This window comes from Streptomyces sp. NBC_01788, from assembly GCF_035917575.1.
Classification (GTDB): Bacteria; Actinomycetota; Actinomycetes; order Streptomycetales; family Streptomycetaceae; genus Streptomyces.
Genome location: NZ_CP109090.1, coordinates 888,340 through 914,838, shown reverse-complemented (window position 1 = coordinate 914,838; position 26,499 = coordinate 888,340). Strand labels below are relative to the sequence as shown.

Below are 26,499 nucleotides of genomic sequence, written 5' to 3'. Positions count from 1 at the left end.
CGGCGGCGACGGTGAGTGCATACCGCTTCCACCGCCGGAAAGGACAGGCAAGGCTGTGTTCGTCGCCTGGAGAGATCTCAAGTTCGCCAAGGGGCGCTTCGCCCTGATGGGAACCGTCATCGTGCTGATCACCCTTCTGGTCGGGCTGCTGTCCGGGCTGACGGCCGGACTGGGCCGGCAGAACATCTCGGCGATCACGGGATTGCCTGCCGATAAGATCGCCTTCCAAGATCCCGCCGGTGGTCAGGATCTGTCGTATGCCAACTCCACCGTCACCCAAAAGCAGTGGCAGCAGTGGTCCAAGGCCCCCGGCGTCGAAAGCGCCGAACCGCTGGGGATCACCACCACCAAGGCCACCGCCGGGGACAACAGCACCGCCGTCTCCGTCTTCGGCATCCAGGCCGGCTCCCGCCTCGCCCCGGACAGCAGCAAGATCGACGACCAGTCGGTGGTGCTGTCCACCGCGGCCGCCGACCACCTCGGTGTGAAGACCGGCGACTCCCTCACCCTGGCCGGACAGCAGCTGAAGGTGGCCGCGGTGCGGGGCGACGCCTACTTCAGCCACACCCCGGTCATCTGGACCAGCCTTGATGTCTGGTACAAGAGCGCGCCGCCCACCGGCGGCGGTGACGGACCGACCGCCACCGTGATCGTCCTGAGCACCACCTCGGGGGCCGATGTGGCGGCCACCGACCAGCAGGCCGGTACCAAGACCGTCTCCACCGACGACTCGCTGTCCGCGATCGGCTCCTACACCTCCGAGAACGGCTCCCTGCAGCTGATGCGCGGCTTCCTGTTCGCCATCTCCGCCCTGGTCATCGGGGCCTTCTTCACCGTCTGGACCATCCAGCGCAGCGGCGACGTCGCCGTCCTGAAGGCCCTGGGCGCCTCCACTGCCGGCTTGCTCAAGGACGCCCTCGGCCAGGCCGTGGTCCTGCTCGCCGGCGGCACTTTGATCGGTACCGGCATCGCCGCCGGCCTGGGAGCCCTCGTCGCCGGCAGTGCCGTGCCGTTCGTCCTCACCCCCGGCACCATCCTGATCCCGGCCGCGGTGATGATCGCCCTCGGCGCCCTCGGAGCCGCTCTGTCCATCCTCCGCATCACCTCCGTCGACCCGCTGACCGCCCTGGGGAGCACCCGATGAGCCTCAAGCTGACCGACATCACCCTCACCTACCCCGACGGTGACACCCGCCTGACCGCCCTCGACAACGTCAACCTGGAGGTTCCCCAGGGCAGCCTGACTGCCGTGGTCGGCCCCTCCGGCTCCGGCAAGTCCAGTCTCCTGGCCGTCGCCGCCACCCTCGTCACGCCCGACGCCGGCACAGTCACCATCGACGGCACCTCCACCGCCGGCCTGAGCCGAGGCGAGCTGACCGACCTGCGCCGCCACAAGACCGGCATCGTCTTCCAGCAGCCCAACCTGCTGCCCTCCCTCACCGCCGCCGAACAGCTCCAGGCCATGGCCCAGATCGACGGCCGCAGGCCCCGCACCGCCCGAAACCGGGCCATGGAACTCCTCGACGCGGTCGGCCTGACGGACCAGGCCAGCCGCCGGCCCCACCAGCTCTCCGGCGGTCAGCGCCAGCGCATCAACATCGCCCGTGCCCTGATGAACGACCCCACCGTCCTCCTGGTCGACGAACCCACCAGCGCCCTCGACCACGAACGTGGCGCCGCTGTCATCGACCTGATCACCCGGCTCACCCACCAGCAGGCCACTGCCACCGTCCTGGTCACCCACGACCGCACCCACCTCACCGTCGTCGACCAGATCGCTGAAGTTCACGACGGAAGGCTTACTCTCCTGACAGCGGCCCACTGAACTGTGAGGAAGGACGCCAGTGCGCGCCGACTGCACCGATCCCCACTCTTCGGAGCAACGCCCCCGGCGGGCCACAGCATGCAGCGCCTGGAGTCTGGCCTGGTTCAGCCCCTGAAGTCCGTCGTCGCGCAGAGCGGTTCGTGGTCGACGTGGTGGCGCTCCAGGAAGCGTTCCGCGTAGTAGGCGACGCACGAGGCGACCGTGCCGCCGAGCAGGCCAGCCAGGTCGCGGCCGCCGACCTGGAAGTCCCACACATAGCGGACCATGACGCCACTCCTCGGCTTCGCGGCATCGGTTCCCTCAGCCTGGAACGGCGGCGGGGCGCCGGGGGGCCTCGATCCAGCAGGTTGGGCCAACGGCCTCCGAGCGCCGAGGTAGTGCCGGCTCCCCCGTCGAACGCGGTTGCCGGCCGCGAGGACGGCCGTGCTGCCGTTCCCCGCCGTGGACGGTTACTGTGGCAGAGGACCCCAACAGTCTGGACCAGCGCTGGAGGGGAAGGTGGAGGAAAGGGGCCCGGCGCACCCACGGCTGCCTCAGCTCAAGCTCGACGAGTTGCTGGAGGAGCTGCAGGCCCGGCTCAACACCGCCCGGAGCACGCGGGATCGGGTGCACAACCTGCTGGAATCAGTGCTCTCCGTCAGTCGGGCACTGGACCTCGAACAAGCACTGCGCTCCGTTGTGAGCAGATCGCCCTGCTGCAAGACCGCGACCGGATCGCCCGGGACCTGCACGATCTGGCCATCCAGCGGCTCTTCGTCACCGGCATGACCCTGCAGAGCGCGGGCCGCTTCATCGAACACCCGGAGGCCGCCGAACGCGTGCTGAGGGCCGTGGACGACCTCGACGAGACCATCAAGATCATCAGGTCGGCCATTTTCGGGCTGCGGGCCCGCACGGGCCGCGCTGACGGCGGGCTGCGGACCCGGGTCGTGCGCGTGGTGGGCGAGAAAACCCCCGCGCTGGGATTCGCGCCCAGCGTACGCATGGAAGGCCTGGTTGACACTGATGTGCCGCGCGAGATCGCAGACCACATCGTGGCCGTTCTCTCCGAGGCACTCACCAACATCGCGCGCCACGCTCAAGCCGACCGGGCACAGGTCGTGCTGACGACCGACGGCCACGAGGTGTCCTTGACGGTCTCGGACAACGGCGTGGGCATCGCACCCGAAGGTCGGCGCAGTGGGCTGCACAACATGGCCGAGCGGGCGGAACATCTGGGCGGGCACCTCGACGTGTCCAACTCCGACGGGGGCGGTGCCACACTGCGCTGGCGGGTGCCGCTCCCCGTCGCGTAGGCGGCGGAACACTCGGGGAGCGGACCCGGGTCGGGGCGCGGGAGTTCATGAGCGGGTGCAGGGGGGTGACCACTGCTGCCGACTCCGTCCCATACAAACGCGGCCGGTCCAACTCAATCGGCAAGGCTCTCTGAAGCCGGGTCGAAGGCCGGTCCAACGGTCAGGAGAGTCAAGCAAATCGGAGGCGGAGGAAGCGGGTCATTCGGCATCGGCGGCGGTGAGACGGCAGTCCACGCCCACGACCCCTTCGACACCCCGGACCATGCGCGTGGCCAGCGGAATTCGAGCGGACTCCCCGACGCGTCCGGTCAGGGTCGCGACGCCGTCGGTCACCATGATGTGCACGGGCTCGATCGGGGCCGGGAAGAGGACGTCGACGACGTCACGGCGGATCTCGTCGGCAAGGTCGTTGTCCGGGCGCAGGAACACCTTCAGCAGATCGCCACGGCTGACCACGCCTTCGAGTACACCCTCGGTGTTCACCACGGGCAGCCGTTTGACCTGCCGCAGGGCCATGATGCGTGCCGCCTCGGCGAGCGTGGCGTCCGTGTGGACGGTGACGGCCGGCGTGCTCATCAGCTCCTCGGCGGAGACCGCCCCAGCCTTGGCGAGGTCGGTCAGTCGGCGCAGCTGGGTGAACCGGTCGGGATCGCTGTCCCGGAATTCCTCCTTGGGCAGCAGGTCGGCCTCGGAGACCACCCCGATCACTCGGCCGTCGCCCTCCAGTACCGGAAGGGCACTGACCTTGCACTGCTCCATGCGCTCGACGATGTCCTTGAACAGAGCCTTGCGGCCCACCGCTACGACGGCGCGCGTCATCACGTCACCAACCCGGTGCGGGCTGCTGTCCATGCTCTCCTCCTCGAATTCCTCGGCAGGGCCAGGCACCTGTGGGGTCACGCCAGACCTCCGCTGCCGAAGGGGGCGTAGAGGTCGAGCAGCCGAATGCGTGTGGCATGCAGGCGCTGCGCGACCACACGTCCGACCCATACCGCTACGGCTCGGCCGAACTCGGCGTCCTCCGCGCATGTCGCGCGCACCGCCTCGGCGTCGAACTCCCAGGCCCGCACCGGGCTCATCGCCGCGGCACCCAGGTGCCAGGTGTGCGGCGGAAAGTGCCAGGACCAGCCGACCAGTTCGCCGTGTCCCAGCGTCTCGATGACGGCGGGGCGGCGGCCGGGCACGTGCAGGTCGAGGGCGATGGTGCCGGTACGCACGATCCAAAAGCGATCAGCGGGGCGGCCCTCCTCGAACAGGCGGGTGCCGGTGTCGAAGGAGACCTCACGAGCAAGGCGCATCAGCCGTTCGCGGTGTACGGGCTCAAGAGCCGTGATCATGGTGGTGGCGGCGGTCATCGCACCGCTCCCTTCATGAGCTGTGGAACCGGCGTGCGTGCCTTTGGGCCCCGGCACCACGGGCCGCCCGGACTCGGCCGGGGGTCCTTCGGCTTATGCGCGGTCCGCCACCTCGGCACGCCGGAGGCAACCGCAGGGGAGGGAGAAGGAAAAGACGGGAAGACCCCTTCTCGCGGATCCGGATTGCGCGGTGCGCGGCTGCCGACCGCTTCTCCGCATCTCCAACCGTCCTTCCCGCCACTACCAGCGCAGCACCGGGACCGCCGGTCCACAAGGGCCGACCGGCCCGAATGCGGGGACAGCCTCGAGGAGCCCAAGAACATGACAACCGCTATTCGTGACTCCACGGCCCGGGCCGCACACACGGCCCCGGCCCGTGCTGCTCACTAGCCCCGAGCCCTTCCTCACCGTGCGCTCCGTCCAGGCATCCGTCGACGTCAGCCACTTCCGCGGCCCGGCGATCAGCGTCTCCACCTCAGGCATGCCACCGGCGGCCGCGCCCTGTACCACCTGCGCCGTATCCTGCCCGACCCGCATAACGCGGTCGTCGTAGTCGGCCTCGCCGCGGAAGGGACACGCGCCCGTGACCTTGTCGACGGGGTCACGTGCTCAAGATGTTCGGCGAGTATGTCCCCGTACGTGCCAGCATCGCCGACGTGTCGCACTTCTCGGCACAGGCCGACGCCGGCCAGATCGTTCGACTGCTCCACGGGGCACCTGCCCCGCACACGGCGTACATGGTCCAAAGCGAGCCGGACTCTGCTGTCGCTCTGCGCGACCGTGTCGACCGCCGACTGAGGCTCGTGCGGAGTTTGGGGGCTCTTGTCCACCTGTATCCGTCACATGATCGTTGTCTCCTCGACACGGGAGCGAGGTGCCGGGTCTCCCGTCCCGCCTGTACGAGAGCCTCGCCCCTGAGGCACACCACGATGCGATCGGCCCCAGTGCACGGCCACCGAGGCCGAGGCCAGGGACTGGGCCGACCGGCCCAAGGGGCCGCTCAGAAAACATCGGCACTCCGAATCCGGTCAGAGCAGTCGGCGCAGGTACGGGTCGTGGGCTCGGCGTGGGACGAGCCGTACGCGGGCGTCGAGGCTAGTGACGCTGTGCGGCCCGGCCAGCACCGGGTTGAGGTCGGCCTCTGCCAGCTGGGGGAGGTCCGAGGCCATCCGGGATAGGCGATGCAGGAGGTGTTCCAGCCGGTCGGGGTCGGCGGCGGGGTTGCCGGCATAGCCGAACAGCAGCGGGGAGCATCGTGGGGAAGTGAGCAGGTCGTGCGCGTCGAGGTCGGTCAGCGGCGCGAGCCGGGCGGCGTGGTCGGCGAGCAGTTCGGTCGCCGTACCACCCAGGCCGAAGACGACGAGCGGCCCGAAGACGTCGTCCTGGACCACACCGGCGAACAGCTCGGTGCCGCGTTCGGCGAGTGGCTGCACCACCACGCCGGTCATCTGATCGCCGAACCGGCTGACAAGGTCTCGGTGGGCAGCCTCGATCTGGGAAACGTTCCGCAGATCGAGGTGGACGGCGTGCTGCTCGCTCTTGTGCACCAGACCCGGCCAGTAAGCCTTCATGACGATGCGCCCGTCAGGACCCATGAGCCGCTGGGCAGCGGCGACCGCCTCCTTCTCGTCCCGGGCCCATGCCCAGGAAATCTGCGGAATGCCGTAGCAATCGAGGAGCGCGGCGGTCGTCTGCGGGTCTAGCCAGCCGCCCTCCGGGTTGCCGTCCAAAAAGCTGGAGACCAGTTCACGCGCCCGCCCGGTCGACACGTCCGGCAGTTCCGGGACGACGCCGGCAGGCCTACTCAGCCAGCAGGCATGGGCGGCGGCGTGAGCCAGGGCGCGGACGGCGTCCTCGGCGTCGGAGTACGCGGGCACGCTACCCTCGTCGACGGTCGGTAGCAGTTGAACCCGGGCCGACTGTGCGGGCAGCACCGCGACGACCGGACGCGGCAGCGGTGCGGTGGTCAGGGCGCGCACCAGGTCCTCGCCCGTGGCCGCGGCGACCGCCGTGGGGACCAGGCTCACAAGGACGGCGTCGACGGCGCCATGCCGTGCCAGAAGGCCGATGCACACCTTCAATTGCTCCTCTCCCACGGAGGCTGTGACGTCTACAGGGTTGGTGACGGTGGCTTCTTCGGGCAGTAGGTCGAGGAGCTCGTCCGCCAGGTCGGCGTCGAGCGCCGGGACGACCAGTCCGGCATCGGCGCAGGCATCAGCGGCCAGAACGCCCACTCCGCCCGCGTTGCTGACGATAGCGACCTTCGTGCCGGCGGGCAGCGGCTGGGAATGCAGCAGGGCGGCAGTGTCGAGGAGCTCGCCGACCGTACGGGTAGCGGTGATGCCGGCCTGGGTGAACAGGGCCTGCCTGGTCACGGTCGGGGCGGCCGCTGCCGCAGTGTGCGAAGCGGCGGCACGCCGTCCGGCCTCCGATCGGCCGGCGTCCACGGTCAGCACCGGCATCGATCGGGCCACCCGGCGGGCGGTGCGAGAGAAGGCACGGGGATTGCCGAAGGACTCCAGGTGCAGCAGTGCCAGGTCGGTGTGCCCGTCGCCCTCCCACCACTGGAGCATGTCGTTACTGCTCACGTCGTACTTGTCGCCGAGCGAGACGAAGGTGGACACGCCGATACCGAGCCGGGCCAGTCCGTCCAACAGCGCGATGCCCACTCCACCGGACTGCACGGCTACTCCGGCGGTACCGGGCCCGGGGTGGTGCGCGGCGAAGGTGGCGTCGAGACGGATGCCGTCCTCGGTGTTGGCCAGACCCAGGCAGTTCGGGCCGACCAACCGCATGCCGTAGCGCCGGCAAGTGCTGACCAAGGCCCCGGACTGATGAGTGTCCAGCCCGGCGGACACGACGAGCAAGGCCCTCACGCCCGCCTTCCCGCACTCCTCGGCCACCCCGAAAGCGGCCTCGGCAGGGATGGCGATCACCGCCAGGTCGGGCACCTGCGGCAGCTCGGAGACGGACCGGTAGGTGCACACTCCAATGATCGCTTCGGCCTCCGGATGCACGGCGAACAGCCGCCCGGTGAAAGAGCCGTTGCGGATGTTCCGCAGGATCGCGCGCCCGACCGATTCTGGCGTGCGGCCCGCACCGATCACCGCGACGGCACCTGGGCGCAGCAGAGGCTGCAGGCTGATGACGTCGGCGGCCCGGGCACGGGCCTCGACGGCACTCAAATACGCTTCATCCTCGGTGAGTTGCACGGTGCAGTGGACTTCTGGACCTTCGAAGCGGCGGGTGACGCGCAATCCGAGATCGTGGAAGACCTTGAGAACGTCGTGGTTCGCGGCCAAGGCGTCGGCGGTGAACGCTGTGACGCCGGCCGCGCGGGCGGCGTCCGCAAGGTGTTCCAGCAGCAGCGTGGCCACACCCCGGTGATGCCAGCCGTCGGCGACAGCCACCGCGATCTCGGCGGTGCTGCTCGACTGCAGGATCTCGTACTCGGCCAGGCCCACCAGACGCCCAAGGCATTCGGCAGCCAGCGCGCAGTATTCGGGTCGCTTCCCTGCGGCCACCCGGTCGGCCGCCTGCCGGGCGGAGGTCGGACTGACGAAGAAGAACCGGAGCCGACGGTTCTCCGGCGACATCTCCTCGTACAGCCGCAGAACGTCGTCATGGTCGGCCGGGCCTGCCCGCCGTATCCGTACGGTGGTGCCGTCGGCCAGCAGGGCGTGCACGGGAGCCTCATGGATGCCGGTCATCGCGAAGTCTCCCTCATGACGCTGGGTTTTAAGCGTCCGGCCGGGTCACCGGGTCAGCCAGGGGCCGACCGGGTATTGCGCCGGGCCGAGCGGCCCTGTATCCACGGGCGGCCGTGGGGCCACTGGCCCGTGGCGAGGCCATGCGGCCCCATGACAGAGGACGCCTGACCTGCTCGGCGTAGAACACCGGCTGCGGCGGCGGGGTCGGATCGCGGTCACCCTCGTCGATCTCGTCGCGGGACATGGCCTCGTCCCGATCCAGATGCGCGAGGGTGGCAGCGGCAAGGTCTCGGTAACCGGCGAGGAATTCCTCGGGGAGAGGGAGTGCGGAAGCCTGCTCCCACAACTTGCCGTTCGCCTCCTCGGCCTCTTGGAGGAGCCTGGGGTGAATCTCGGAACCGCGCAGATGGCGCCACACGGACCGGACTCCCCGTCCACGCGGTAATACAGGGACTGGAGATGCTCGTCCGGACACAACCGCGCTCCCGATCCGGAGGACCACGGACGCGTCGTAGGCCAAGGCGGCATCGCCGGCCAAGTCCTGCATGTGTGCTCCATCCTGCTGGGCTGTGCGGGCGAAGACGCCTACTCCCCCGCGCCTGTCATCGGTCGACTACCACTCCGCCGTAGTAGCCGACGTGATGGCCGCTCCTCGGCCTGTCAGGAAGCTCTCACACGCGGGGCAGATCGGTCACGCCGGGGAACCCGTGAATCGTGATCGCCGAAACGGCAGACGATCTTGAACTCCGACAACCACCCGTGACCAGCACGAGGAGACGATCAACGACTCACACCAGCCCCGCGACCAGCGCCTTCAAGATGGTGGATCTTCAGTGGGCAGTGCTGGAGCCGTTGTTGCCGAAGAGCACGAGGGTGGGACGGCCACCCGTCTGGCCTCGGCGACAGTTGATCGACGGCATACGGTTCCGTGTTCGGACCGGTGTGCCGTGGCGGGACGTACCCGTCGAGTACGGACCATGGAGCCGGGTCTACGACTTGTTCCGCTGGTGGCAGCGGAGCGGCACCTGGCAGCGGATCCTCACTCAGCTTCAATCCCTGGCCGACGCGAGAGGCGCAATCGTCTGGGACTTGAGCGTCGACTCCACGGTCTGCCGCGCTCACCAGCATGCGGCGCCGGGGCCCGCAAGCAGAGTGACCTGCAGAAGGAACCACCAGGCGGCATCTTCACCGAGCCCCGCGATCACGGGCTGGGAAGGTCGCGCGGCGGGTTCACCACCAAGCTGCACCTGGCGGTCGAGCAGGGCCAGAAGCCCATGTCGATCGTGGTGACGGCAGGGCAGCGTGGCGACTCGCCGGAGTTCGAAACGGTGCTGAAGAAGGTACGCGTGCCCTGCCTCGGGCCGGGCCGGCCGCGCGTCCGCCCCGATCGCGTGCGCGCTGACAAGGCGTAAGCCTCCCGCAGGAACCGCGCCTACCTGCGCCGCCGTGGCATCCGCTGCACCATCCCGGACAAGGCCGACCAGGCTCACAACCGCAAGAAGCGCGGCTCCCGCGGTGGCCGGCCGCCCGAGTTCAACGCCGAGGACTACAAGGCTCGGCATGCCGTCGAGTGCGGCATCAACCGCCTCAAAAGGAACCGGGCTGTGGCCACGAGATACGACAAGCTCGCGGGCCGCTACGAGGTCACTGTCCTCGTAACGGCCATCAATGAGTGGCTGTGACCAGCCCATTCAGGGATGGGGACGGACAGCCCGTGGAGTCTTGGCGGTTCAGAGGTTGATGGCATGTTCGACGAACTGGCCGCAGGAGCGGAACCCCAGGCGGCGGTAGACGGGCTCGCCGTCGGCCGACGCCTGCAGGACCGCGATGCGGTGGTCTCGCTCGCGGGCCGTGCGGAGGGCCGCGAGCGTGATGGCGCCGCCGTAGCCGCGCCGGCGGTGGGCGGCCAGGGTGGAGATGTTGTAGATGCCGGCGACTCCCGCGTGGTGGAACACCTCGGCGGAGCAGACCGGACGGTTCTCCACATAGCCCACCAGGTACCGGGCCGAGCAGGTCGCGGCCAGTGCCTGCGAAGCGGCCCGAGCGAAGAAGCGCCGGACGGTTTCGGCGGGCGGGTTCCAGTTCGCGGCGAGGACCGTGGCGTAGTCGGCGAGCTGCTCGGGCGTAGTCACCCTTCGGATGTCCAGTCCCGGGACGGCGGGAGGCGGCAGAGTGCCGTCCAGTTCGGCCCACATCGCCGTCTCGCGTTCGGACACCGGCAGACCGGCCGCCGCCAGGCGGGCGGTGAGGTCCACCGGTGTCGAGGTAGGGCCCACCCACCAGGAAAAACGGCGGCCGGTGCCTGCCAGCGTCCCGGCGGTCTCGGTAATGCGGGCCGCGGTGCCGGCGGCGGTGAAGCGGGCCGCGGCAACGATGTTGAACGTGTCGTCGTCCAGGCCACTGTCCGCGACCAGGAGGTCACCAGCCTCTGTGACGGTCGCACCAGACATACTCCGGTGCAGATGACAGGCGTGTTCCGCCAGGTTACGTTCCATCCTGTCCGTCAAGTCGGCTTCATCAAGAAAATGATCATTCATAGCGATTGATCCCAGCACGACTAGGCGGAGATCGCATGCCATTTTAGGCAGTGTCGCGCCTGCGACCAGCACTTTCGATACACGGCCTAGGTGGGTGACCGCGGATGCCGCCTACGGTTTCAGCAAGGGCTGGTGGTCCGAGTTGGAGCAGGCCGATGTCTTCCACGTCATGGCCACCACCCGACACGACACCGTCGTCACCCGCTGGGCGATCGACCATCCCGTCCACGATCTGTTCCCGGGCCGGCCGCGGCAGAAGTGGAAGCGCCGCTCGTGCGGCCAGGGGCGCACGGCCCGCGGATCTACGACTGGGCACGTGTGGAGGTCAGGCCCTGGCACCGCGAAGACCGCCGACACCGGGTCCTCGCCCGCCGCAGCGTCAGCCGCCCGCAAGAGATCTCCTACTGCATCGCCTACTGCCCAGCCGACCCGAGCGTTCCTACCGGCAGTATCGACCTTGCGGCACCGAAGGTCACCTGTGACGGCCGTACAGGCGAACGGGAAACGGGCGCCCACAGGCTCACCGGCCGTTCCGCTTGCTCGGCCTGCACCTGTCAGGGCCGGGGCGGGCGGAGGCTGGTCGAGTGGTGGATCCGGGTGCAGCGGAAGGGGTTTTGTGCTGGATGGCATCCGAGCCGTGGTCTCCTTCCCGCCGGCGGCGGACGCTGACCTGCGAGGTGTCGGCTGAGGTCACCTACGCCACTGCTCCGGCTGCACTTGGGCCACGCCTACAGCTCACGGTCTGCCGCGGCGTGTCCGCGGTGGCCCGCGTAGACCAAGTAGACGGCGACCTGGGCGTTTTCGTCCCCTCCCGGCGGTGCCGGTGTACTGGCGTTGACACCGACGGTGTGCGTGCCCTTCTTCACATCCCCGGTCTCGTCGGAACAACGGCCGGTGATGCAACCGGAGCTGCTCCACCTCCGACAAGTTCGCCGCCCCGAGCGCGATCCCGATCGCGAGGTGCACCAATGCCCCGGCGCGTTCCCGCCCGACCAGTCTCTTCCCGTCGGCCACCACGGACAGCCGTCGGTCCCACCCTGTGCACGCCGTGGATGTAGATCCGTTCGAGCCTGGGAATGCGGGCCGACGTGTCAGCCGCGGTTTCGTCGCTCAATGTGGAAGTGAGCCATGGCATGTTACGGTACTGAGTACCACTTGGAACTTGATACCAGGGAGTCTGCCATGGACAGCCGGACCATCGTGTTGACCGGCGTGACCCGCGGTTTCGGCCGCGAGTCCGTCGAGTTGCTGATCCGGGAACGGCCGCAGGACCACTACGTCCTGCTGGCTCGCCGCGGCGGCGAACGCCTCGCTACGGAACTCGCCCAGGCCACCGGCGCTTCCGCGGTCACAGGCATCGACTGTGACCTCGCTTCGCTCGCCGAGATCAGGCGGGCGGTGGAGGAGATTCTGCGTGGGCTCGACACCGGGTACCTGCCGCCGCTCGGCGGCTATCTCGGCAACGCCGGCCTGACGGTCACGACCACCGAGAAACGCACCACGGACGGGTACGAGATGACCTTCGGGGTCAATGTGCTGTCCCACTATCTGCTCGTCAGGGAGCTGCTGCTCCGGTTCACCGGTCCGGGCTGGATCGTGCTTACCTCGAGCGACTGCCACTTCGGGCAGTTCCGCCATACGCTCGGCGCCACGCCGCCGCCGCGCTGGGAGACGCCGGAACGACTGGCCACGCCTCGTGCCGGTGGCGCGCGGGAGGCCGGGCGGGCGTACGCGACCAGCAAACTCGGCGTCATCTACCTGACCCACGCGCTGGCCCGCCGCCTGCCCGAGAGCGTCGGCGTCTACTCCTACAACCCGGCGCTCGTCGCGGGCACCGATTTCTTCCGCCACGCCCCGGGGCCCGTGCGGGGCGTACTCAACGGATTCTTCCAGCTTCAGCGATTCCTCGGCCGGGGCATGACGCCGCGGCAGGCGGGCGCGCGGCTCGCTGAGACGATCCTGACCGGGCTGACCGCCCGGACCGGGTCCTACCTCGATCGCGGCCGCAACGTGCCGTCGTCGCCGGAGTCGCACGACGAGGCCCGCGAGGAGGAGCTGTGGCGCGAGGCCGGCCGCCTCGTCGACGCTGACCGCGGGGCGGGACGGGCGGATATCCTGGCCGAATGAGCGCGAACAAGTTCCCGGTGGAGTCATTGCGGGACCGCAAACGCCGCCAGACCCGGGAACGGATCATCGAGACGGCCTTCGCGCTCTTCGCGGAGCGGGGGTTCGATGTCGTCACCGTGGACGAGATCGCCCAGCGGGCCGAGATCGGCCGTACCACCTTCTTCCGCTACTTCGGCGACAAGCAGGAAGTCGTCTTCTCCACCGAGGACGACTTCCTGCGCGCGCTCACCGCGGCCATGCGCGATGCGCCCACCGAGCCGCTCCAGGATCTCGCGCAGGCACTGGCCACATCTCGGCGGCTGCTGCTCGTGATCTGCACCGAGGCCGCCCGCAACCCGGGCCACTACGCGGTTTACCACCGTCTGGTCAAGGAGCACCCCGAGCTCGAAGACCGCCACACCCGCAAGACCCGGCACTACGCCGACCTCCTCGAGAAACACCTGATCGACCACGGCACCCCGCCGGCCACCGCCGTCCTCGCCGCCCAGTTGACCGTCGCCTGCTACCAGGCGGCGTGGCGCCTCGGCAGCCACGACGCGACGGCGGTGCTCCGCGAGGCGAATGACGCCTTCGACCTCCTGCTGGGGGCCATCGCCGCATAACCCCGGCGGACCGGCCTTCGCTCAGCCGGGACATGCGCCACCTCGCAGCGGGCTCGACCACCAATCCAGCACTCGGGCAGATACGGTTCCCGATCAGTCGGCAACGACGTGTTCCGTCCGACGTAGCGGGCGTCGAACAGCTGGCGGACGGCGTCCAGGTTGGCTTCGTTCACGAGAATGCGTTCTGACGCAACTTCAGTGATCCATAGCGGTCGGTTTGCTGACTTCCGCGACAGCCGCGATCCCATGTCTGACCAGCAAAAGTCACACACGAGCTTCGGAAAGAGAACGACCTCTATCAGAGCCCTACTAGGGCGTGGATGCGACGGGGGAGGGCACCGGGTACGGGACGGTGGAGGTAGGGGTGACGGTGGGGGTGGAGTGTCGTGCGGGCGGTGCCGGGCGGGGGCGGTCCGGGGTGTTGGAGGACAGCAGGAGGACGACGGCGGCTGCGGCCGCCGCGGTGGCGGCTGCGGCAACGTACAGCACCCGCCGGATCTTGCGTGTGCCCCAGGTACTTCCGGCAGGCGGGCGGGCGGGTGACAGGTCGTGGGCGCTGATGAGCTGCCCGCGTGCTTCAAGCGCAGCGCGCAGTCGTTCCTCGATCGGTGCCCGAGTACTCATCTGCCCACCTCCAAGAGTTTTTCCAGCGTGGCGAGCGCGCGGCTCGCGGTCGACTTAACGGTGCCACGGGACACGCCGAGGGTCTCGGCGATCTGCGCCTCGGTCAGGTCGGACCAGTAACGCAGGACCAGTACCTCGCGCTGGCGCGCGGTGAGCTGCGCCAGCGCGTCGAAGACCTGCCGGTGCTCCTCGGCGAGCAGCAGCAGCTCGTCGACCGGCGCCCCCGGGCCCTGGTACGGCGGGGTGTACGCGCGTGCGGTGCGCCGTCGACGCAGCACCGAGCGGGCGGCGTTGACCACCGCGGTGTGGAGGTAGGCATGCGCGTCCTGGAGGTCGTCCAGCCGTTCGCCGTGCCGACGGCAGACGGCGGCGAAGGCATCCTGGACGACGTCCTCGGCGGTGTGCAGGTCGTCCACCAGGAAGACCGCCAGCCGGACCATGTCGAGCCGCCGGGTCCGGTACAGATCGGCGAGTGTGGGGGAATCCTCCTCGCTGTCCCGGTCGGCCACCGAACGCAGATGCCGGAATCGTCGGCCGGGGTGCGGCGCGCCCGACGCCGGAGTGGAGGAGGTAGTCCGGGCGCGGCGCAGTAGCCGGGCCCACCAGGGCAGGTCAAGGGTGAGCTGCATCGTCCTCGTTCACATCAGGGGTACGGCGGGGCCGGCTCCTGTCCGGCCCCGCCACGCCTATGGTCGGCGGCTCAGCGGCTGGTGTTACCCGTGTAGGGCTTGCCGTTCGCGTCACCCGGGACCGGGGTCGGGTCGGTGTTGGCGGAGGTCTGCTTGCCCGGGGTGGAGGGCACGGCAGACGGGTAGGGCTTGCCGTTCGCGTCACCCGGGACCGGGGTCGGGTCGGTGTCGGCGGAGGTCTGCTTACCCGGGGTGGAGGGCACGGCAGACGGGTAGGGCTTGCCGTTCGCGTCACCCGGGACCGGGGTCGGGTCGGTGTCGGCGGAGGTCTGCTTACCCGGGGTGGAGGGCACGGGCTTCGGGTCGGCCGTGGCCGACGTGCCCGACTTGGCCGGGTGCGCGTGGCCGGCGGTGGCCGCCTGGGCAGCGATGCCGCCGCCCACCACCAGGGCGAGACCGGCAGTCGACCCCAGCACCCAGGTGCGAAGGGAACGGTTTGACTTCTTGGCGCGGATGTGCCGCATAGGAAACGACTCCAAAGAGTTCGTGGACAACGCTGACAGGTCAGGCAGCACCGGGACTGAAAATCCCGTCCCGGAAACCGCCTTTCACCCCACCAGACGTGCGGCCCCACCCGAGGTTGTCGAGATCCGCAAAAAATTCCGCAGCCTTCGTGGGGCCAGCCGACCGTCTCCTCGTCATGGGCAATGCGGCCCCGTGCGTGATGCCTGGGGATCGAGGTGGTCCTGGCAGCGAAATTCCAGGTGTTGTTGCCGCATCCGGACGAGCGTCAGCGTCGGCTGGCCATAGGGGCGGAAGCACTGTCGCTGGGGCATGGTGGGATCAGGCTCGTCGCTGCCGCTGCCGCTGCCGCTGCCGCTGCCGCTGCCGCTGCCGCTGCCGCGGCCGGGGTTCGGGAGGGCACGGGGCCGCGCGGAGCGGCTGAACTGGAGTCTGGTCGGGCCCTGTTGGGGCGGTGCGTCGTCCTGGCGGGAGCCGGAAGAAGGCTGTGGACCTTGATCCGGGGCTGCGGCCGGCGCTGCTTGCGCTGGTCGAGCCCGACGAGCGGGGTGACCCGATGTCGCCGCTGCGGTGGACGACGAAGTCGACGCGGAAGCTGGCAGGGGAGCTGACACGGCAGGGTCACCGGGTCTCCGCCGACACGGTTGCCGGCCTGCTGCGGGAGGAAGGCTTCAGTCTGCAGGCCAACGCCAAGACCATCGAGAGTGCTCAGCACCCCGACAGGGACGCCCAGTTCCGCTACCTCGATGAGCAGGCACGAGACCACAGGGACGCCGGTGACCCGGTGATCAGCGTGGACAGCAAGAAGAAGGAGCTGATCGGCGATCACAAGAACGCCGGGCGCGAATGGCGGCCCGCAGGGCAGCCCGTGAGGGTCAAGACGCACGACTTCCCCGGCCAGGCCGAGAATGCGATTCCGTACGGAATCCATGACATGGCGGCGAACACCGGCTGGGTCAGCATCGGCACCGATCACGGCACCGCGGCGTTCGCCGTCGACCTGGAGTCGATACGCCCCCGGCGTCCGCACACGGTCACCAGCAGGATGGGCTCCGCGGGAAACTCAAGGAAGTTGAACCAGGCCACGGAGTGGCAGGCCAGGACACTGCCTGACCTGCCACTGGCTCACGAAGCCGTCGGCGTCTGCTCGTGGCTGCCATAGGGCAGCGTGATGATCTCCATGCCGTGCCCGGCTCGGCTGGATCCATCGACATCGACATCGATCACGAAAAAGCCCCGCGAGTGACTCCCGAACTCACCTCGAAACGGCCATCCCTGAAAAGGGACACAGCCACGCCGCGGACCACCGTTCCACCCACCCCCGTTTCCCCAGGTCAACACCCTGCGGAACGCCCGGAGTGGGCACTGGAACAGGTGGAACGGCAGGAACGCGGGTCCGGCTTCCAAAGGAACAGCGGTACGCCAACTCTTCACCTCGTCGGCGCCGCCCAGCAGGACGGCGAAGCACCCCCACGCCTCCGCCGCAAGCGGACAGGCCGGGGCACACGAACGAGGACAAGACATGCGTAAGAACGTCAGGAACCTTCTGCTCCAGGGCCTCGCGGCCGTGCTCCTCGCCGGCGGCGCGCTGGGTGCGGTGAACGCCACCGGCGACGAGGCCAACGCCTCGACGAAGCCGGGCCGCCGCAGCGGCTCCCACGCCACCCCCTGAAGGCGGTGTGGCCGACGCTGAAGACCGGATCCAGGGGCGCCAATACCCTGACCGCCCAGCACCTCCTGGCCGCCCGCGGACACCGCCTGACCGCCGACGGCGTCTTCGGCCAGAAGACCGCCCAGGCGGTGAGGGACTTCCAGAAGAAGAACCGCCTCGCGGTCGACGGCGTCGTCGGGCCGGAGACCTGGCACCGGATCGTCGCCGGCACCACCACCCCCGCCATCCCCACATCGGGCCGCGACGTCCGCCTGGACCACCGACTGGCTCTCCAGCAGCTCGCCGCCGCTGGCATCAAGGCCCCCGTCGGCCGCACCTCCCTCTCCGGCGTCCGCGCCCGCACCATCCAGGGCGTCATCGCCCTGAAGAAGGCCAGCCGCTGCACCATCACCGGCGGCACCGAGTCCGGCCACAGCAACGGCGAGTACTCCCACGCCAAGGGCTACAAGCTCGACCTGCGCACCCGCGACGAGGGCCGCTGCGTCACCAACTGGATCAAGACCACCCAGCGTAAGGGCAAGCCCCGCGGCAACGACCCTCGCTGGCACGGCACCCTCAACGGCATCTCCGCCGAATACGTCTACGAGACCCCCCGCAACGGCGGCATCCACTGGGACATCACCTTCAAGTAGGCCCACCTCCTGCCCCACCCGCGGCCGCGCCTCTTTCTGGGCGCGGCCGCAGCCGTGCGTGGCCTTCCCCGGCCGCCCAGTTCAGAACGGGAACCGCAGCCGTAAGGGGCCCGTACGATGACCGCGTGACAGCCCGCCGCGCTCTTGGCGCTGGTCCCCAGGATTCTGCGCAGATCCGTGCCGCTCAGGCCGACCTTCTCGCCTCCCTGCCCACAGTCCGGCTCCCCGACCTTGACGAGCTGCGGGCCCGCGGAGCACTCGGGGCACACTCGGCGACATCCCTGCCGGCCCCACGGCGGACCCTCGGGGCCGGCAGTCGTACCGACGAGGAGCTACCGCGTAGCTAGTGCCGTATCAGGCACAGCGTTTCTCGGAGGGTTCCGGAGCCAGTTGGTGATCACCGGGTCTGCGGGAGAAGACAAAGTGGCGGATGCTCTACGAGAGCGCCGGGCGGTCCGAGAAGGTCCTCGGCGTGAACATCGAGGACCTGGACCTCGCCGCCCGCCGCTGCCCGGTCAAAGCCAAGGGCGCCCGCAGCAAGGCCCGCTGCCGAGGACAGGCGTGCGAGGACTTCGTGCCGGAGACGGTCTACTGGGACGCCGGCACCGCCCGGCTCCTGCCTAGCCTGCTGCGGGGCCGCACCTGTGGCCCGGTGTTCGTCACCCATCGCCGTCCCGGTCCGGGGAAGGCGGTCAGCCCGCGCGACGTCTGCCCGGATACCGGGTTGGCCCGCCTCTCCTACGGCCAGGCCCGCGCCCTGCTCGATGAGCACACCGCCGTGCGCGGACGGGGGACAGGCTGGGACCTGCACGAGTACCGCCATTCCGCCCTCACCCACCTCGGATGGCATCCTTGGGTTTATGCCTTGACTTCGATCCAAGGATTGAGACCTTGGGTTCATGCCAAGCAATGAGAAGCCTCGCCTCATCCCGACCGGCAAGTGCTGGTGCGGCTGCGGGAAGGACGTCGGCCTGGGCAAGTTTTTCGCCGCCGGCCACGACAAGATCGCCGAAGCGGCGCTCATGGCCCTCAAGTACGACGGGTCCGTCGCTCAACTGCTCCACGCCCACGGCTTCGGCTCGCACCATTCCGTCCGCCACGCCGCCGTCACCGAGCCGGACTGCTCGTGGGAGAAGTGCTCCGACTGCAACTACAGCGGCGCCCCTGCCAGCATCGCCAACCACCGCAAGAAGGATCATCCCGACCGGCATGTCCTCTCCCAGGCGATTCGCGCCCTCGGCGGCACCTGGGATCCGCAGCGGGCCATCAAGGCCCTGAGCGACCACGGCCACACGTGGGAAGACCAAAGGGCAGCGGAGAAACGGGTCCGGCAGATCCTGCGCGACCTGTGCGCGGACGGGCTCATCGTCAAAGCCGACCCGCAACGGGCTGTCTACGACCTCGCTCAGGAGTAGAGCCGGGGAAGCCGCGGTACCCAACGGCGAGCGAGCCGAGCATGCGGTAGGCCGTCGCCCGCATGTGCGGCGGGTCCTGCCCGAACCGTTCCGTCAGGAGCGCTCCGTCGTCCGTCGCCCACATGTCCCGCCACTCCTCCGGTTGCCCCACCTGGCTGAACAGCCCGTCAAAGCAGGGGTGTTCAGCCCTCGGGGACGGGGGTGGCCTGGTGGTAGTAGAGCCGCCATCCGGTGTCGCCCTCGCCCTTGCGCCACAGGGAGCTGCGGCGGGCCCGGCGGCCGGCGGCGTCGCATCTCTCACTGCCGCGTTGGTCCAAGCCGTCACCCGGCCGCCGCCTCCCGTCGATCAGCTCCCCGATGCGGGCCCCGACCCGGTCGCCGTGTGAGCGGCAACCCGGCACTGGCGGGAAAACCGGCCAGGCACCGTGCTGCCCGCGGCAGTACGGGCGATCCCAGAACGGTGTTCTGATGACACACGACGACAGGCTGTTCCTGATCACTGGCGCGACCGGCAAAACCGGCACCGGTACCGTCCACCAGTTACTGGAACGCGGTTACCGCGTCCGCGCTCTCGTGCACCGCGAGGACAAACGCTCCCGTAGGCTGGCCGAGGCCGGCGCCGAGATCGCCGTGTCGGACCTGCACGACCTCGACGGCATGACCGCGGCCATGCGGGGCGTCACCGGCGCCTACCTTTGCCACCCGATTCTCCCGGGCCTGACAGAGGCGACAACCTGCTTCGCCCAGGCGGCGACCGACGCGGGCGTCCGGTCCGTAGTCAACATGTCGCAGATCTCCGCCCGCCGCGAAGCGGGCAGTAAGGCCGCTCAGCAGCACTGGATGTGCGAGCGCCTGCTGGACCGAACCAACCTGCTCACCGCCCACCTCCGGCCGACCTTCTTCGCCGAATGGCTCACTACGTGGTGGGAGAAGCGGAACGGCGAAGGCTACCTCCGACTTCCGTTCGGCGAGGGCCGCCACGCCCCGATCGCCGCGGCCGATCAATCCCGGGTGATCGCCGCCCTGCTCCTCGACCCCGAGCCACACGGCCGCGCCGTCTACAGCCTGCACGGCCCCGTCGAAATGAACCACCACGACATCGCCAGGGCCATCTCCACGACACTTGGCATCCCGGTGCACTACGAACCGATCAGCGTCGAGGAGTTCGCCTCGGCCATGGCCGAACGCGGGCTGCACGCGCATCTCATCCAACACTTGAGCAACGTCGCCGTCGACTACCAGAACGGCGTGTTCGCCGGCACGAACGACAACGTCGAGCGGATCAGCCACCACGCGCCCCTGACCGTCGAACAGTTCGTCACCGAGCGCACATCCGACTTCGACACCAGCGGCCCCAACTTCGCCCCTCCCAGGCAGGCCGTTCCATTCGGCTCCGGTATCCACCCACGGCCCCGCCGGTAAAACACCGAACTCAGCAGCGAGGAGAATCACTATGGCGTCCGTCCTCATCACCGGCGCGTCCAAAGGAATAGGTCGAGCCATCGCCATCGAACTGGCGCATCGTGGTCATCGAGTGATCGCCACCGCTCGCCGTCCCGAGACCCTGGCCGACCTACCCGTGGAGCAGCGCCTGCGCCTCGACGTCACCGATCAGGACAGCGTCGACCAGGCCATCAAGGACGCCGGGGAGATCGACGTTCTGGTCAGCAACGCCGGCGCGACGGTACGCGCGTCGCTGGAGACCGTCCCGCTCGCGGACGTCGAACAGCTCTACCAGCTCAACACCCTGGGGGCGCTGCGCGTCGCGCAGGGGGTGCTGCCGGCGATGCGGGAACGAGGATCTGGCCGGCTCATCTTCGTCTCCAGTGTCCAAGGACGACTGGTATTGCCGATCATCGGCCCCTACGCAGCCAGCAAGTGGGCACTGGAGGCGATCGCCGAGACACTCGCCATCGAGACGGGCCACTTCGGCATCAAGGTGAGCATCGTGCAGCCGGGCGCCGTCTCCACGAATGGCGCCAAGCAAGCCCAAGCATTTGTCGGGGAGGACAGCCCCTACGCCCCGCTCTATGAGCAACTGGCCGCCCTGCGCGGCGAGGCCATCACTCCCGAGGAGGTGGCCGCGGTCGTCGCCGACACGATCGAGGAACCCGCACCTGCCCTGCGCGTGCCTGCCGGTGCCCCAGCCGAACGACCCCTGAAGGCACGCAAGGAGGCGCCCGAAAGCGAGCCCTTCCTACTGGCCGACATCGATTGGTAGCGGGCAGCCGAGTGAGATGCGGGCGGGCCTACGGCGAGGAGGACCGAGTGGATCGTCGAACTCGGCATCGGGGCCGGCCGGCCGCCGACGCAGGTCCACGGGCGCCTGTTACTTGGCGGGCAAGCGGCATCGCCCGATCGGCCGTGAGGTGGCGAGTGCGGCGGCCGCGCTGCCGGCGCCGACTGCTGCGAGAGTGACTTCAATCCGAGCCGGGCGGCGGCAATGCCCTGCCGTCGTCCGGCTCCGCGGATGCCGGATGCGGCGCCTCCTCGAACGACTTCCGCCGGGGCAGCCTCTCCGCCTTCGCCACCCCAGCAGCAGCCCGAGCCAACTGCGCGAGCAGCTGATCGAACGCTGCCGGCCCCGACAGCTCCCGCAATCTGCGACTCCTGCTCATACCGGCCCAACGCCCCGGCGCACCGCACGTAACCGCAATGCACCCGAACGGAGCACCGCCGCGGAAGATCAGCGTCCATCGCCACCGCTGTCGCTCGGCGCACTGACAAGCGCACTCGGTCAGGGCGAAGTGCCTGCTGGGCTCTGCGGTTTGATGATCCGGGTGATCTCCACGGCGCTTGGAGGCGTAGGCGACCTGTGGCCGACGGGGCCCATGGGTGGGGTCGTGGAGACGTACGCCCATGAGGACGAGTCCGGACAGGGCGTCGCTGGAGCGCTGCTGGGCGCCGTGCCAGGTGTAGCGGGCGGAGGAGCCGGCGGTGCGGTGGTTGCCGTATTCGTCGGTGTCGGGACGGTCGGGGCTACGGACGTGCCGGTGGGCAGCGGCCGGGACCGCCGGCCCGCCGTGACCGCGCTCGGCCCAGACGTCCACGAAGGCCGTGCCTACTGCGGCAGATTGGCCTTGTACGCCTTGCGGAAGATGTCTCCGCACGTGGGGGAGGGCACCGACTCGCGGGCCGCAAGGACGGTCAGCGTATGGCGCACTTCCGTGCCCAGCCGAAGGAGTTGGAGACTGGTCTGGCCGCCCCTATAGGTGTGCAGGCGGAGGACTTTGACCGCGATTTCGTCGCGGTCGTCGGCGAAGGTCTCTGGGAGCCCGGCGAGCAGTTCGAAGTCTTGCTTGCCGGTCGCCGCGTCGGCCACGGCGCTGAGGCGCAGGGTCTCGAACTCTGCTGCGGACAAGGAAGTGTCCACCGCGACAGCGTGGGCGGCCAGGGCCGCGAAGACCTCCATGAGTCGTTCCCCCACCGCCACGTCAATGCCCCAGAGGTGCAGCCGCTCTTGGCGGCGATCCTGGCGCCATGGCTCCTGGTCCAGCAGTGGTAGCAGGACGCGACCCAGGTACGCGCAGCGACGCCACAGCGTGTCGTGGTCCGAGGTCATGATCGATCCTCTCCGCAGTAGTTGGAGGGCCTGCCGCCAGAGCCGCGCAGGCCCTCCAACTTCCCACTACACGCAGGCCAGGTACAGGACGGGACCGCCACCATGAACAGTTCCAGGGTCAGCAGGACCCTTCCGTCAGCACTGGACGGCAGCGCACAGGTCCGTACGCCTCCGGTCCCACTCCGCGTCCCCCGCGTGTCCGGCAGCTGTCACCCGCAGTCGGGAGCCTCCTCCAGGGCCGCCGCGTCGAGGGCCATGGTCAGCCGGTCGAGGCGGGCGCGCAGCTCGCGGACCTCGTCGAGGGTGAAACCGGTCGCCGCGCCGATCCGGTGCGGCACCCGGAGCGCGCGCTCGCGCAGTGCCGCGCCCTCCTCGGTGAGCCGCACCTCGACCGACCGCTCGTCGCGCGCGCTGCGCTCCCGATGCACCAGACCGGCCGCTTCCAGCCGCTTGAGCAGCGGGGACAGGGTGCCGGAGTCCAGCCGCAGATGCTCGCCGAGCCGCTTCACGGGCGTGTCACCGTGCTCCCAGAGCACCAGCATCACCAGATATTGCGGGTAGGTCAGCCCGAGCTCCTTGAGGATCACGCGGTAGACGCCGTTGAAGGCGCGTGAGGCGGCATGCAGCGAGAAGCAGATCTGGCGGTCCAGACGCAGCCACTCCTCGTCCGGCCGGGCGCTGGGCGGAACCTCGGTAGTCATACGGCCAGGATAACTGGACACCACGCCATTTGATTGTGCACAACTCAATTGTGTGCTCTACTTGTGTGCGCAACCGATACTCGTCTCGCTTCGAGAGGACTTGGTCCCCCATGGACACGCTCTACACCGCAGTCGCCACCGCCACTCACGGCCGGGACGGCCGCGCCGTCAGCTCCGACGGCAAGCTCGACCTGCAGCTGGCCGTCCCGGTGGAGATGGGCGGCAACGGGCAGGGCACCAACCCCGAGCAGCTGTTCGCCGCGGGGTATGCCGCCTGCTTTGCCGGCGCCCTCGGTGTGGTCGGCCGGCGGGCGAAGGTGGATGTCAGTGATGCCGCGGTCACCGGTGAGGTCGGCATCGGCAAGCAGGGCGAGGGTTTCGCGCTTGCCGTCACCCTCCGCATCGAACTGCCCGACGGCATCGACGAGGCCACCGGCCGTAAGCTGGTCGAGCAGGCCCACCAGGTCTGCCCGTACTCCAACGCCACCCGCGGCAACATCCCGGTGGAGCTCGTTGTCGAGTAAGTGCTCCTAGTGGAATGACTTCGGGCGTCGCCGGCAGATCAGCGTGCAGCCCAAGGTGAGAAAGGCTTCGTGGACGTCGTCGCGGATCTCGCAGCGGATCCGCAGGCGGCGAACCCGGTACAGACGGGCGAACGCACGCTCCGCGAACCAGCGTTGGGCGCCGAGCCCGGAGCCGTGCCCGCGCTGCCGCGGCGGGGGATCAGCGGCTTCGCGCCGAGATCCAGGACCAGGCGGCGGTAGTTGTCGTGGTCGTGGCCGCGGTCGCCCAGCACCACGCCTGGGCGGCGTCGTGGCCGGATGATGATTGCCGACGTGCGGGGGAGGGGGCTGGGGGCGGTCCAAACCGTCAACAGGCTGCTCGGCACCTTCTACGAGGCCGCGGCTCACATCCCCGGCTTGACCGACGTGGTCGACCGGCTGGAGGAGCTCATGCAGAGGGTCAATGCCGAGACGGAGGAAGGCCTTGAATCCTTTGCCACCGCCGTCCTCATCGACGTCCCCAACGACGGCTCCGTCATATACGTGATCAATCTGGGACACCCGGCGCCGCTACTCGTCCACCAGGGCCGCGCGAGTCCGCTGGAGCCGGCCGCCCCGTCCCTGCCCCTGGGCAACCTGGGCCGCAACCGGGTACTCGTCGATCGGTACACACTGCCCCACGACGCGACCCTGGTGCTGTTCACCGACGGCCTGGTGGAGGCACGCGACCGCCACGGCACCTTCTGCGATCCCGTGCCATTCCTGTCCCATACCCTCCCGGCGGACCCCGGTGTGATCCTGGACGCTCTCCTCGCCGACCTGACCCGGTACACCGAAGGACACCTGGACGACGACGCCGCCCTCATGGCCGTTACCCGCCCGCCGGACGCGTCCGGCGGCACTCGGCGAAAGTCGCCTCCGCACCCCTAAGGTGTCGCGCCGCAGCGCCAGGCGCACTGGCTCTGACTGAAAGCCTGGAGCGACTCCATGACGGCTCAGGATGCTGCCCCCGAACTCAACCGGGGCCACAGCCAGACCAACGAAGAGATCTTGCGCATCGCAGACCGGTGAAGGAAAGCCGGGAACAAGCGCCACCGGCTCTGCGAGCCTGACCCGGGTAGGGCCCATTCGGGCGGATGGCACCGTGGGCCGGGCGTGGCCGAGCGGCTCGGGATCTTTGTGCGCCTACTCTCCGGCTGACTGACCAGCAGCACACCAGCAGCACATGGATCTCCGGCCCGGTCGTGTGCGGTCGGGGTCCGCCGGTTTTCCTGGGGAGACAAGTGACCCGGCCCGCCACGCGTTTTTCCTCGCCGTCCCGCATCGTCGCCGGTCTGCTTCTCGCCGCGCTCTGGCTCGCAGGCTGCGCGGGGAGCGCACCGAGCGAGCGCTCCCGCGCCACGCAGGGGTCCGTGGTCGAGGGCGGGCCCACAACGCCGGGCGCGGGGCCATGGCTCCAGGATCCCCCGGAGGTGGTGAGCCGCGGCGGCGTGCTCAGGACCACGATCGTGGTGGAACGGCGAATCGTCCGCGTCGGCAACCGCCAACTGCGCGCGACGACCTACAACGGGGCCTACATGCCGCCCACGTTGCGCGTGCGGCCCGGCGACCGTATCGACCTGACCATGATCAACAAAACCGACAAGTACACCAATCTGCACACGCACGGACTCTTCGTGTCGCCGCGTGCTCCCTCCGACGACATCTTCATCTCCATCAAGTACGGGCAGTCGTACCACTACACCTATCAACTGCCGCTCAGTCACCCCACCGGCACCTTCTGGTACCACTCACACGCGGACATGCTGTCCGCCCCGCAGGTCGCGAGTGGTGAGTCGGGCATCCTCGTCGTCGAGGGCCTGCAGCGGCACCTGCCTCCGTCGTTGCGGAACATCACCGAGCACACCATCGCGCTCAAGGACTTCCAGGTCCAGGGCGACGCGATCAAGACCCATCCCCTGAGTATCGGCGCGTCCACCCACCGCACCGTCAACGGCCAGCAGAACCCGGCGATCCACATCCGGCCGGGAGAGACCCAGTTGTGGAGGCTGGCCAACATCGGCGCCAACATCTACTACAAGCTGCACCTTCCGGGCGCCCGCTTCCACGTGATCGCTCAGGACGGCGTTCCCGTGGGCAGGGTCTACGCCGAGGACACACTGCTCGTTCCCGCCGCCGCTCGCTTCGATGTCCTGGTCCAGGGCGGCGCTCCCGGCACCACCCGGCTGGAGACACTGCCGTACAACACCGGCCCGGCCGGGAACCAGTTCCCCCGGGCCGACCTCGCTACTGTCGTCACCAGTGGCACGCCCGTGATGAGGGCCGCGCTCCCGACCGACCTCGGCCCTTACGAGGACTTGAGCCACGCGACGATCGCGGACCGCAAGACCGTCGTCTTCACGGAGAACAAGGCCGGCACGGTCTTCTACATCAACGGCCGGACGTACGCCCCGAACCGGACCGACTTCGTCTCCACCCTCGGCACCGTCGAGGAGTGGACCGTCCGCAATGACTCGGACGAGGACCACAGCTTCCACCTGCACACCAACCACTTCCAGTTGATGAGCACCAACGGGAAGGCCCACGACCCCACCCACGGCGTGTACGACACGGTGAACGTGCCGAAGCGTGGTGCGATCGTCGTTCGCATCCACTTCAGGGACTTCACCGGCAGGACCGTGTATCACTGCCACATCCTCAATCACGAGGACATGGGCATGATGGCCGTCCTGGACATCGTCGCGCCCGGCGCTAGCCCCCGGGCCACCCGCAGCGGATGACCGCCGACA

General features: G+C 69.1%; 22 protein-coding genes and 9 pseudogenes. 19 read left to right on the top strand and 12 right to left on the bottom strand.

What is annotated here, in order from left to right:
- The first annotated feature begins 55 nt into the window (after positions 1 to 55).
- Both OIE49_RS04310 and OIE49_RS04305 read left to right on the top strand, forming a co-directional pair.
- Positions 56 to 1,144, top strand: coding sequence for an ABC transporter permease (locus OIE49_RS04310; RefSeq protein WP_326801143.1), 1,089 nt, complete (start codon positions 56 to 58; stop codon positions 1,142 to 1,144).
- Positions 1,141 to 1,824, top strand: coding sequence for an ABC transporter ATP-binding protein (locus tag OIE49_RS04305; RefSeq protein WP_326801142.1), 684 nt, complete (start codon positions 1,141 to 1,143; stop codon positions 1,822 to 1,824). Before OIE49_RS04310 ends, OIE49_RS04305 begins: the two co-directional genes overlap by 4 nt.
- A 104-nt stretch (positions 1,825 to 1,928) precedes the next feature.
- On the opposite strand, the gene OIE49_RS04300 is transcribed toward OIE49_RS04305, so the two are convergent.
- Entirely contained in the window at positions 1,929 to 2,090 is a 162-nt protein-coding gene (locus OIE49_RS04300) for a hypothetical protein (protein ID WP_326801141.1), read from the bottom strand.
- 414 nt (positions 2,091 to 2,504) lie between these two features.
- On the opposite strand from OIE49_RS04300, the pseudogene OIE49_RS04295 reads away from it, so the two are divergent.
- Positions 2,505 to 3,119: pseudogene (locus OIE49_RS04295) on the top strand (sensor histidine kinase); the annotation flags it as partial.
- Positions 3,120 to 3,317: 198 nt separating this feature from the next.
- On the opposite strand, the gene OIE49_RS04290 reads toward OIE49_RS04295, so the two are convergent.
- Positions 3,318 to 3,971, bottom strand: coding sequence for a CBS domain-containing protein (locus OIE49_RS04290; protein WP_326801140.1), 654 nt, complete (start codon positions 3,969 to 3,971; stop codon positions 3,318 to 3,320).
- Between the two features lie 44 nt (positions 3,972 to 4,015).
- Complete coding sequence (locus OIE49_RS04285) at positions 4,016 to 4,474, bottom strand: Crp/Fnr family transcriptional regulator (protein ID WP_326801139.1); 459 nt, start codon at positions 4,472 to 4,474, stop codon at positions 4,016 to 4,018.
- Between the two features lie 426 nt (positions 4,475 to 4,900).
- On the opposite strand from OIE49_RS04285, the pseudogene OIE49_RS04280 reads away from it, so the two are divergent.
- Together OIE49_RS04280 and OIE49_RS04275 are read left to right on the top strand one after the other, a co-directional pair.
- Positions 4,901 to 5,014 (top strand): annotated as a pseudogene (locus OIE49_RS04280) (hypothetical protein); the annotation flags it as partial.
- A 74-nt stretch (positions 5,015 to 5,088) separates the two neighbouring features.
- Positions 5,089 to 5,199 (top strand): annotated as a pseudogene (locus tag OIE49_RS04275) (MBL fold metallo-hydrolase RNA specificity domain-containing protein); the annotation flags it as partial.
- 303 nt (positions 5,200 to 5,502) lie between these two features.
- Here OIE49_RS04275 and OIE49_RS04270 read toward each other — a convergent pair.
- On the bottom strand, positions 5,503 to 8,184 hold the full coding sequence (locus OIE49_RS04270; protein WP_326801138.1) for a bifunctional acetate--CoA ligase family protein/GNAT family N-acetyltransferase: 2,682 nt from the start codon (positions 8,182 to 8,184) through the stop codon (positions 5,503 to 5,505).
- An 819-nt stretch (positions 8,185 to 9,003) separates the two neighbouring features.
- Here OIE49_RS04270 and OIE49_RS04265 point away from each other — a divergent pair.
- A pseudogene (locus OIE49_RS04265) lies at positions 9,004 to 9,866 on the top strand (IS5 family transposase).
- Between the two features lie 48 nt (positions 9,867 to 9,914).
- Here OIE49_RS04265 and OIE49_RS04260 read toward each other — a convergent pair.
- Positions 9,915 to 10,679: a GNAT family N-acetyltransferase gene (locus OIE49_RS04260; RefSeq protein WP_326801137.1), complete on the bottom strand. Its 765-nt coding sequence runs from the start codon at positions 10,677 to 10,679 to the stop codon at positions 9,915 to 9,917.
- Positions 10,680 to 10,812: 133 nt separating this feature from the next.
- On the opposite strand from OIE49_RS04260, the pseudogene OIE49_RS04255 reads away from it, so the two are divergent.
- Positions 10,813 to 11,147 (top strand): annotated as a pseudogene (locus tag OIE49_RS04255) (IS701 family transposase); the annotation flags it as partial.
- 305 nt (positions 11,148 to 11,452) lie between these two features.
- On the opposite strand, the pseudogene OIE49_RS04250 reads toward OIE49_RS04255, so the two are convergent.
- Positions 11,453 to 11,602, bottom strand: a pseudogene (locus tag OIE49_RS04250) (transposase); the annotation flags it as partial.
- A gap of 301 nt (positions 11,603 to 11,903) precedes the next feature.
- On the opposite strand from OIE49_RS04250, the gene OIE49_RS04245 reads away from it, so the two are divergent.
- On the top strand, positions 11,904 to 12,848 hold the full coding sequence (locus OIE49_RS04245) for an SDR family NAD(P)-dependent oxidoreductase (RefSeq protein WP_326801136.1): 945 nt from the start codon (positions 11,904 to 11,906) through the stop codon (positions 12,846 to 12,848).
- Positions 12,845 to 13,450, top strand: a complete 606-nt coding sequence (locus OIE49_RS04240) for a TetR/AcrR family transcriptional regulator (protein ID WP_326801135.1) — start codon at positions 12,845 to 12,847, stop codon at positions 13,448 to 13,450. The genes OIE49_RS04245 and OIE49_RS04240 overlap by 4 nt, the downstream gene beginning before the upstream one ends.
- Before the next feature lie 309 nt (positions 13,451 to 13,759).
- Here OIE49_RS04240 and OIE49_RS04235 read toward each other — a convergent pair whose 3' ends face one another.
- From OIE49_RS04235 to OIE49_RS04225, 3 genes are all read right to left on the bottom strand, one after another.
- Positions 13,760 to 14,074, bottom strand: coding sequence for a hypothetical protein (locus OIE49_RS04235; protein WP_100571153.1), 315 nt, complete (start codon positions 14,072 to 14,074; stop codon positions 13,760 to 13,762).
- The gene (locus tag OIE49_RS04230; RefSeq protein WP_326801134.1) at positions 14,071 to 14,703 is read right to left on the bottom strand and encodes a SigE family RNA polymerase sigma factor; all 633 of its coding nucleotides are present in this window, start codon (positions 14,701 to 14,703) and stop codon (positions 14,071 to 14,073) included. Before OIE49_RS04230 ends, OIE49_RS04235 begins: the two co-directional genes overlap by 4 nt.
- A 71-nt stretch (positions 14,704 to 14,774) precedes the next feature.
- On the bottom strand, positions 14,775 to 15,179 hold the full coding sequence (locus OIE49_RS04225; protein WP_326801133.1) for a hypothetical protein: 405 nt from the start codon (positions 15,177 to 15,179) through the stop codon (positions 14,775 to 14,777).
- A gap of 252 nt (positions 15,180 to 15,431) precedes the next feature.
- Between OIE49_RS04225 and OIE49_RS04220 the strand changes: the two are divergent.
- The 5 genes and pseudogenes from OIE49_RS04220 to OIE49_RS04200 form a co-directional block, all read left to right on the top strand.
- Positions 15,432 to 16,222, top strand: a pseudogene (locus OIE49_RS04220) (ISAzo13 family transposase); the annotation flags it as partial.
- A gap of 525 nt (positions 16,223 to 16,747) precedes the next feature.
- Complete coding sequence (locus OIE49_RS04215; RefSeq protein ID WP_326801132.1) at positions 16,748 to 16,897, top strand: hypothetical protein; 150 nt, start codon at positions 16,748 to 16,750, stop codon at positions 16,895 to 16,897.
- A 5-nt stretch (positions 16,898 to 16,902) separates the two neighbouring features.
- On the top strand, positions 16,903 to 17,529 hold the full coding sequence (locus OIE49_RS04210) for a peptidoglycan-binding domain-containing protein (RefSeq protein ID WP_326801131.1): 627 nt from the start codon (positions 16,903 to 16,905) through the stop codon (positions 17,527 to 17,529).
- A gap of 406 nt (positions 17,530 to 17,935) precedes the next feature.
- Positions 17,936 to 18,373: pseudogene (locus tag OIE49_RS04205) on the top strand (site-specific integrase); the annotation flags it as partial.
- A gap of 55 nt (positions 18,374 to 18,428) precedes the next feature.
- Complete coding sequence (locus tag OIE49_RS04200; RefSeq protein WP_326801130.1) at positions 18,429 to 18,944, top strand: hypothetical protein; 516 nt, start codon at positions 18,429 to 18,431, stop codon at positions 18,942 to 18,944.
- A gap of 182 nt (positions 18,945 to 19,126) precedes the next feature.
- Here OIE49_RS04200 and OIE49_RS04195 read toward each other — a convergent pair.
- Positions 19,127 to 19,225: pseudogene (locus OIE49_RS04195) on the bottom strand (DUF4440 domain-containing protein); the annotation flags it as partial.
- Positions 19,226 to 19,412: 187 nt separating this feature from the next.
- On the opposite strand from OIE49_RS04195, the gene OIE49_RS04190 reads away from it, so the two are divergent.
- Together OIE49_RS04190 and OIE49_RS04185 are read left to right on the top strand one after the other, a co-directional pair.
- Positions 19,413 to 20,366 carry an NmrA family NAD(P)-binding protein gene (locus OIE49_RS04190; RefSeq protein ID WP_326801129.1) on the top strand — a complete coding sequence of 318 codons (954 nt, stop codon included), beginning with the start codon at positions 19,413 to 19,415 and terminating at the stop codon, positions 20,364 to 20,366.
- A 31-nt stretch (positions 20,367 to 20,397) separates the two neighbouring features.
- Positions 20,398 to 21,165, top strand: coding sequence for an SDR family oxidoreductase (locus OIE49_RS04185; RefSeq protein ID WP_326801128.1), 768 nt, complete (start codon positions 20,398 to 20,400; stop codon positions 21,163 to 21,165).
- An 840-nt stretch (positions 21,166 to 22,005) separates the two neighbouring features.
- Here the strand turns inward: OIE49_RS04185 and OIE49_RS04180 are convergent.
- Both OIE49_RS04180 and OIE49_RS04175 read right to left on the bottom strand, forming a co-directional pair.
- Entirely contained in the window at positions 22,006 to 22,506 is a 501-nt protein-coding gene (locus OIE49_RS04180; RefSeq protein WP_326801127.1) for a hypothetical protein, read from the bottom strand.
- Between the two features lie 209 nt (positions 22,507 to 22,715).
- Positions 22,716 to 23,207, bottom strand: coding sequence for a MarR family winged helix-turn-helix transcriptional regulator (locus OIE49_RS04175; RefSeq protein WP_100571162.1), 492 nt, complete (start codon positions 23,205 to 23,207; stop codon positions 22,716 to 22,718).
- A 110-nt stretch (positions 23,208 to 23,317) separates the two neighbouring features.
- Here OIE49_RS04175 and OIE49_RS04170 point away from each other — a divergent pair, with 110 nt between their 5' ends.
- From OIE49_RS04170 to OIE49_RS04160, 3 genes are all read left to right on the top strand, one after another.
- Positions 23,318 to 23,731 carry an organic hydroperoxide resistance protein gene (locus OIE49_RS04170; protein WP_100571163.1) on the top strand — a complete coding sequence of 138 codons (414 nt, stop codon included), beginning with the start codon at positions 23,318 to 23,320 and terminating at the stop codon, positions 23,729 to 23,731.
- 297 nt (positions 23,732 to 24,028) lie between these two features.
- Positions 24,029 to 24,640, top strand: coding sequence for a PP2C family protein-serine/threonine phosphatase (locus OIE49_RS04165; RefSeq protein WP_326801126.1), 612 nt, complete (start codon positions 24,029 to 24,031; stop codon positions 24,638 to 24,640).
- Positions 24,641 to 24,993: 353 nt separating this feature from the next.
- Positions 24,994 to 26,490 (top strand): multicopper oxidase family protein, encoded by a 1,497-nt coding sequence (locus tag OIE49_RS04160; protein ID WP_326801125.1) that lies wholly within the window; start codon positions 24,994 to 24,996, stop codon positions 26,488 to 26,490.
- Positions 26,491 to 26,499 lie beyond the last annotated feature (9 nt).

What these genes read in the sequence shown, in the direction of transcription:
- OIE49_RS04305 (WP_326801142.1), top strand. Translation starts at nt 1,141, where the DNA reads ATGAGCCTCAAGCTGACCGACATCACCCTCACCTACCCCGACGGTGAC.
- OIE49_RS04300 (WP_326801141.1), bottom strand. Translation starts at nt 2,090, where the DNA reads ATGGTCCGCTATGTGTGGGACTTCCAGGTCGGCGGCCGCGACCTGGCT.
- OIE49_RS04290 (WP_326801140.1), bottom strand. Translation starts at nt 3,971, where the DNA reads ATGGACAGCAGCCCGCACCGGGTTGGTGACGTGATGACGCGCGCCGTC.
- OIE49_RS04285 (WP_326801139.1), bottom strand. Translation starts at nt 4,474, where the DNA reads ATGACCGCCGCCACCACCATGATCACGGCTCTTGAGCCCGTACACCGC.
- OIE49_RS04270 (WP_326801138.1), bottom strand. Translation starts at nt 8,184, where the DNA reads ATGACCGGCATCCATGAGGCTCCCGTGCACGCCCTGCTGGCCGACGGC.
- OIE49_RS04260 (WP_326801137.1), bottom strand. Translation starts at nt 10,679, where the DNA reads ATGGAACGTAACCTGGCGGAACACGCCTGTCATCTGCACCGGAGTATG.
- OIE49_RS04245 (WP_326801136.1), top strand. Translation starts at nt 11,904, where the DNA reads ATGGACAGCCGGACCATCGTGTTGACCGGCGTGACCCGCGGTTTCGGC.
- OIE49_RS04240 (WP_326801135.1), top strand. Translation starts at nt 12,845, where the DNA reads ATGAGCGCGAACAAGTTCCCGGTGGAGTCATTGCGGGACCGCAAACGC.
- OIE49_RS04235 (WP_100571153.1), bottom strand. Translation starts at nt 14,074, where the DNA reads ATGAGTACTCGGGCACCGATCGAGGAACGACTGCGCGCTGCGCTTGAA.
- OIE49_RS04230 (WP_326801134.1), bottom strand. Translation starts at nt 14,703, where the DNA reads ATGCAGCTCACCCTTGACCTGCCCTGGTGGGCCCGGCTACTGCGCCGC.
- OIE49_RS04215 (WP_326801132.1), top strand. Translation starts at nt 16,748, where the DNA reads ATGCGTAAGAACGTCAGGAACCTTCTGCTCCAGGGCCTCGCGGCCGTG.
- OIE49_RS04200 (WP_326801130.1), top strand. Translation starts at nt 18,429, where the DNA reads ATGCCAAGCAATGAGAAGCCTCGCCTCATCCCGACCGGCAAGTGCTGG.
- OIE49_RS04190 (WP_326801129.1), top strand. Translation starts at nt 19,413, where the DNA reads ATGACACACGACGACAGGCTGTTCCTGATCACTGGCGCGACCGGCAAA.
- OIE49_RS04185 (WP_326801128.1), top strand. Translation starts at nt 20,398, where the DNA reads ATGGCGTCCGTCCTCATCACCGGCGCGTCCAAAGGAATAGGTCGAGCC.
- OIE49_RS04180 (WP_326801127.1), bottom strand. Translation starts at nt 22,506, where the DNA reads ATGACCTCGGACCACGACACGCTGTGGCGTCGCTGCGCGTACCTGGGT.
- OIE49_RS04175 (WP_100571162.1), bottom strand. Translation starts at nt 23,207, where the DNA reads ATGACTACCGAGGTTCCGCCCAGCGCCCGGCCGGACGAGGAGTGGCTG.
- OIE49_RS04170 (WP_100571163.1), top strand. Translation starts at nt 23,318, where the DNA reads ATGGACACGCTCTACACCGCAGTCGCCACCGCCACTCACGGCCGGGAC.
- OIE49_RS04165 (WP_326801126.1), top strand. Translation starts at nt 24,029, where the DNA reads ATGATGATTGCCGACGTGCGGGGGAGGGGGCTGGGGGCGGTCCAAACC.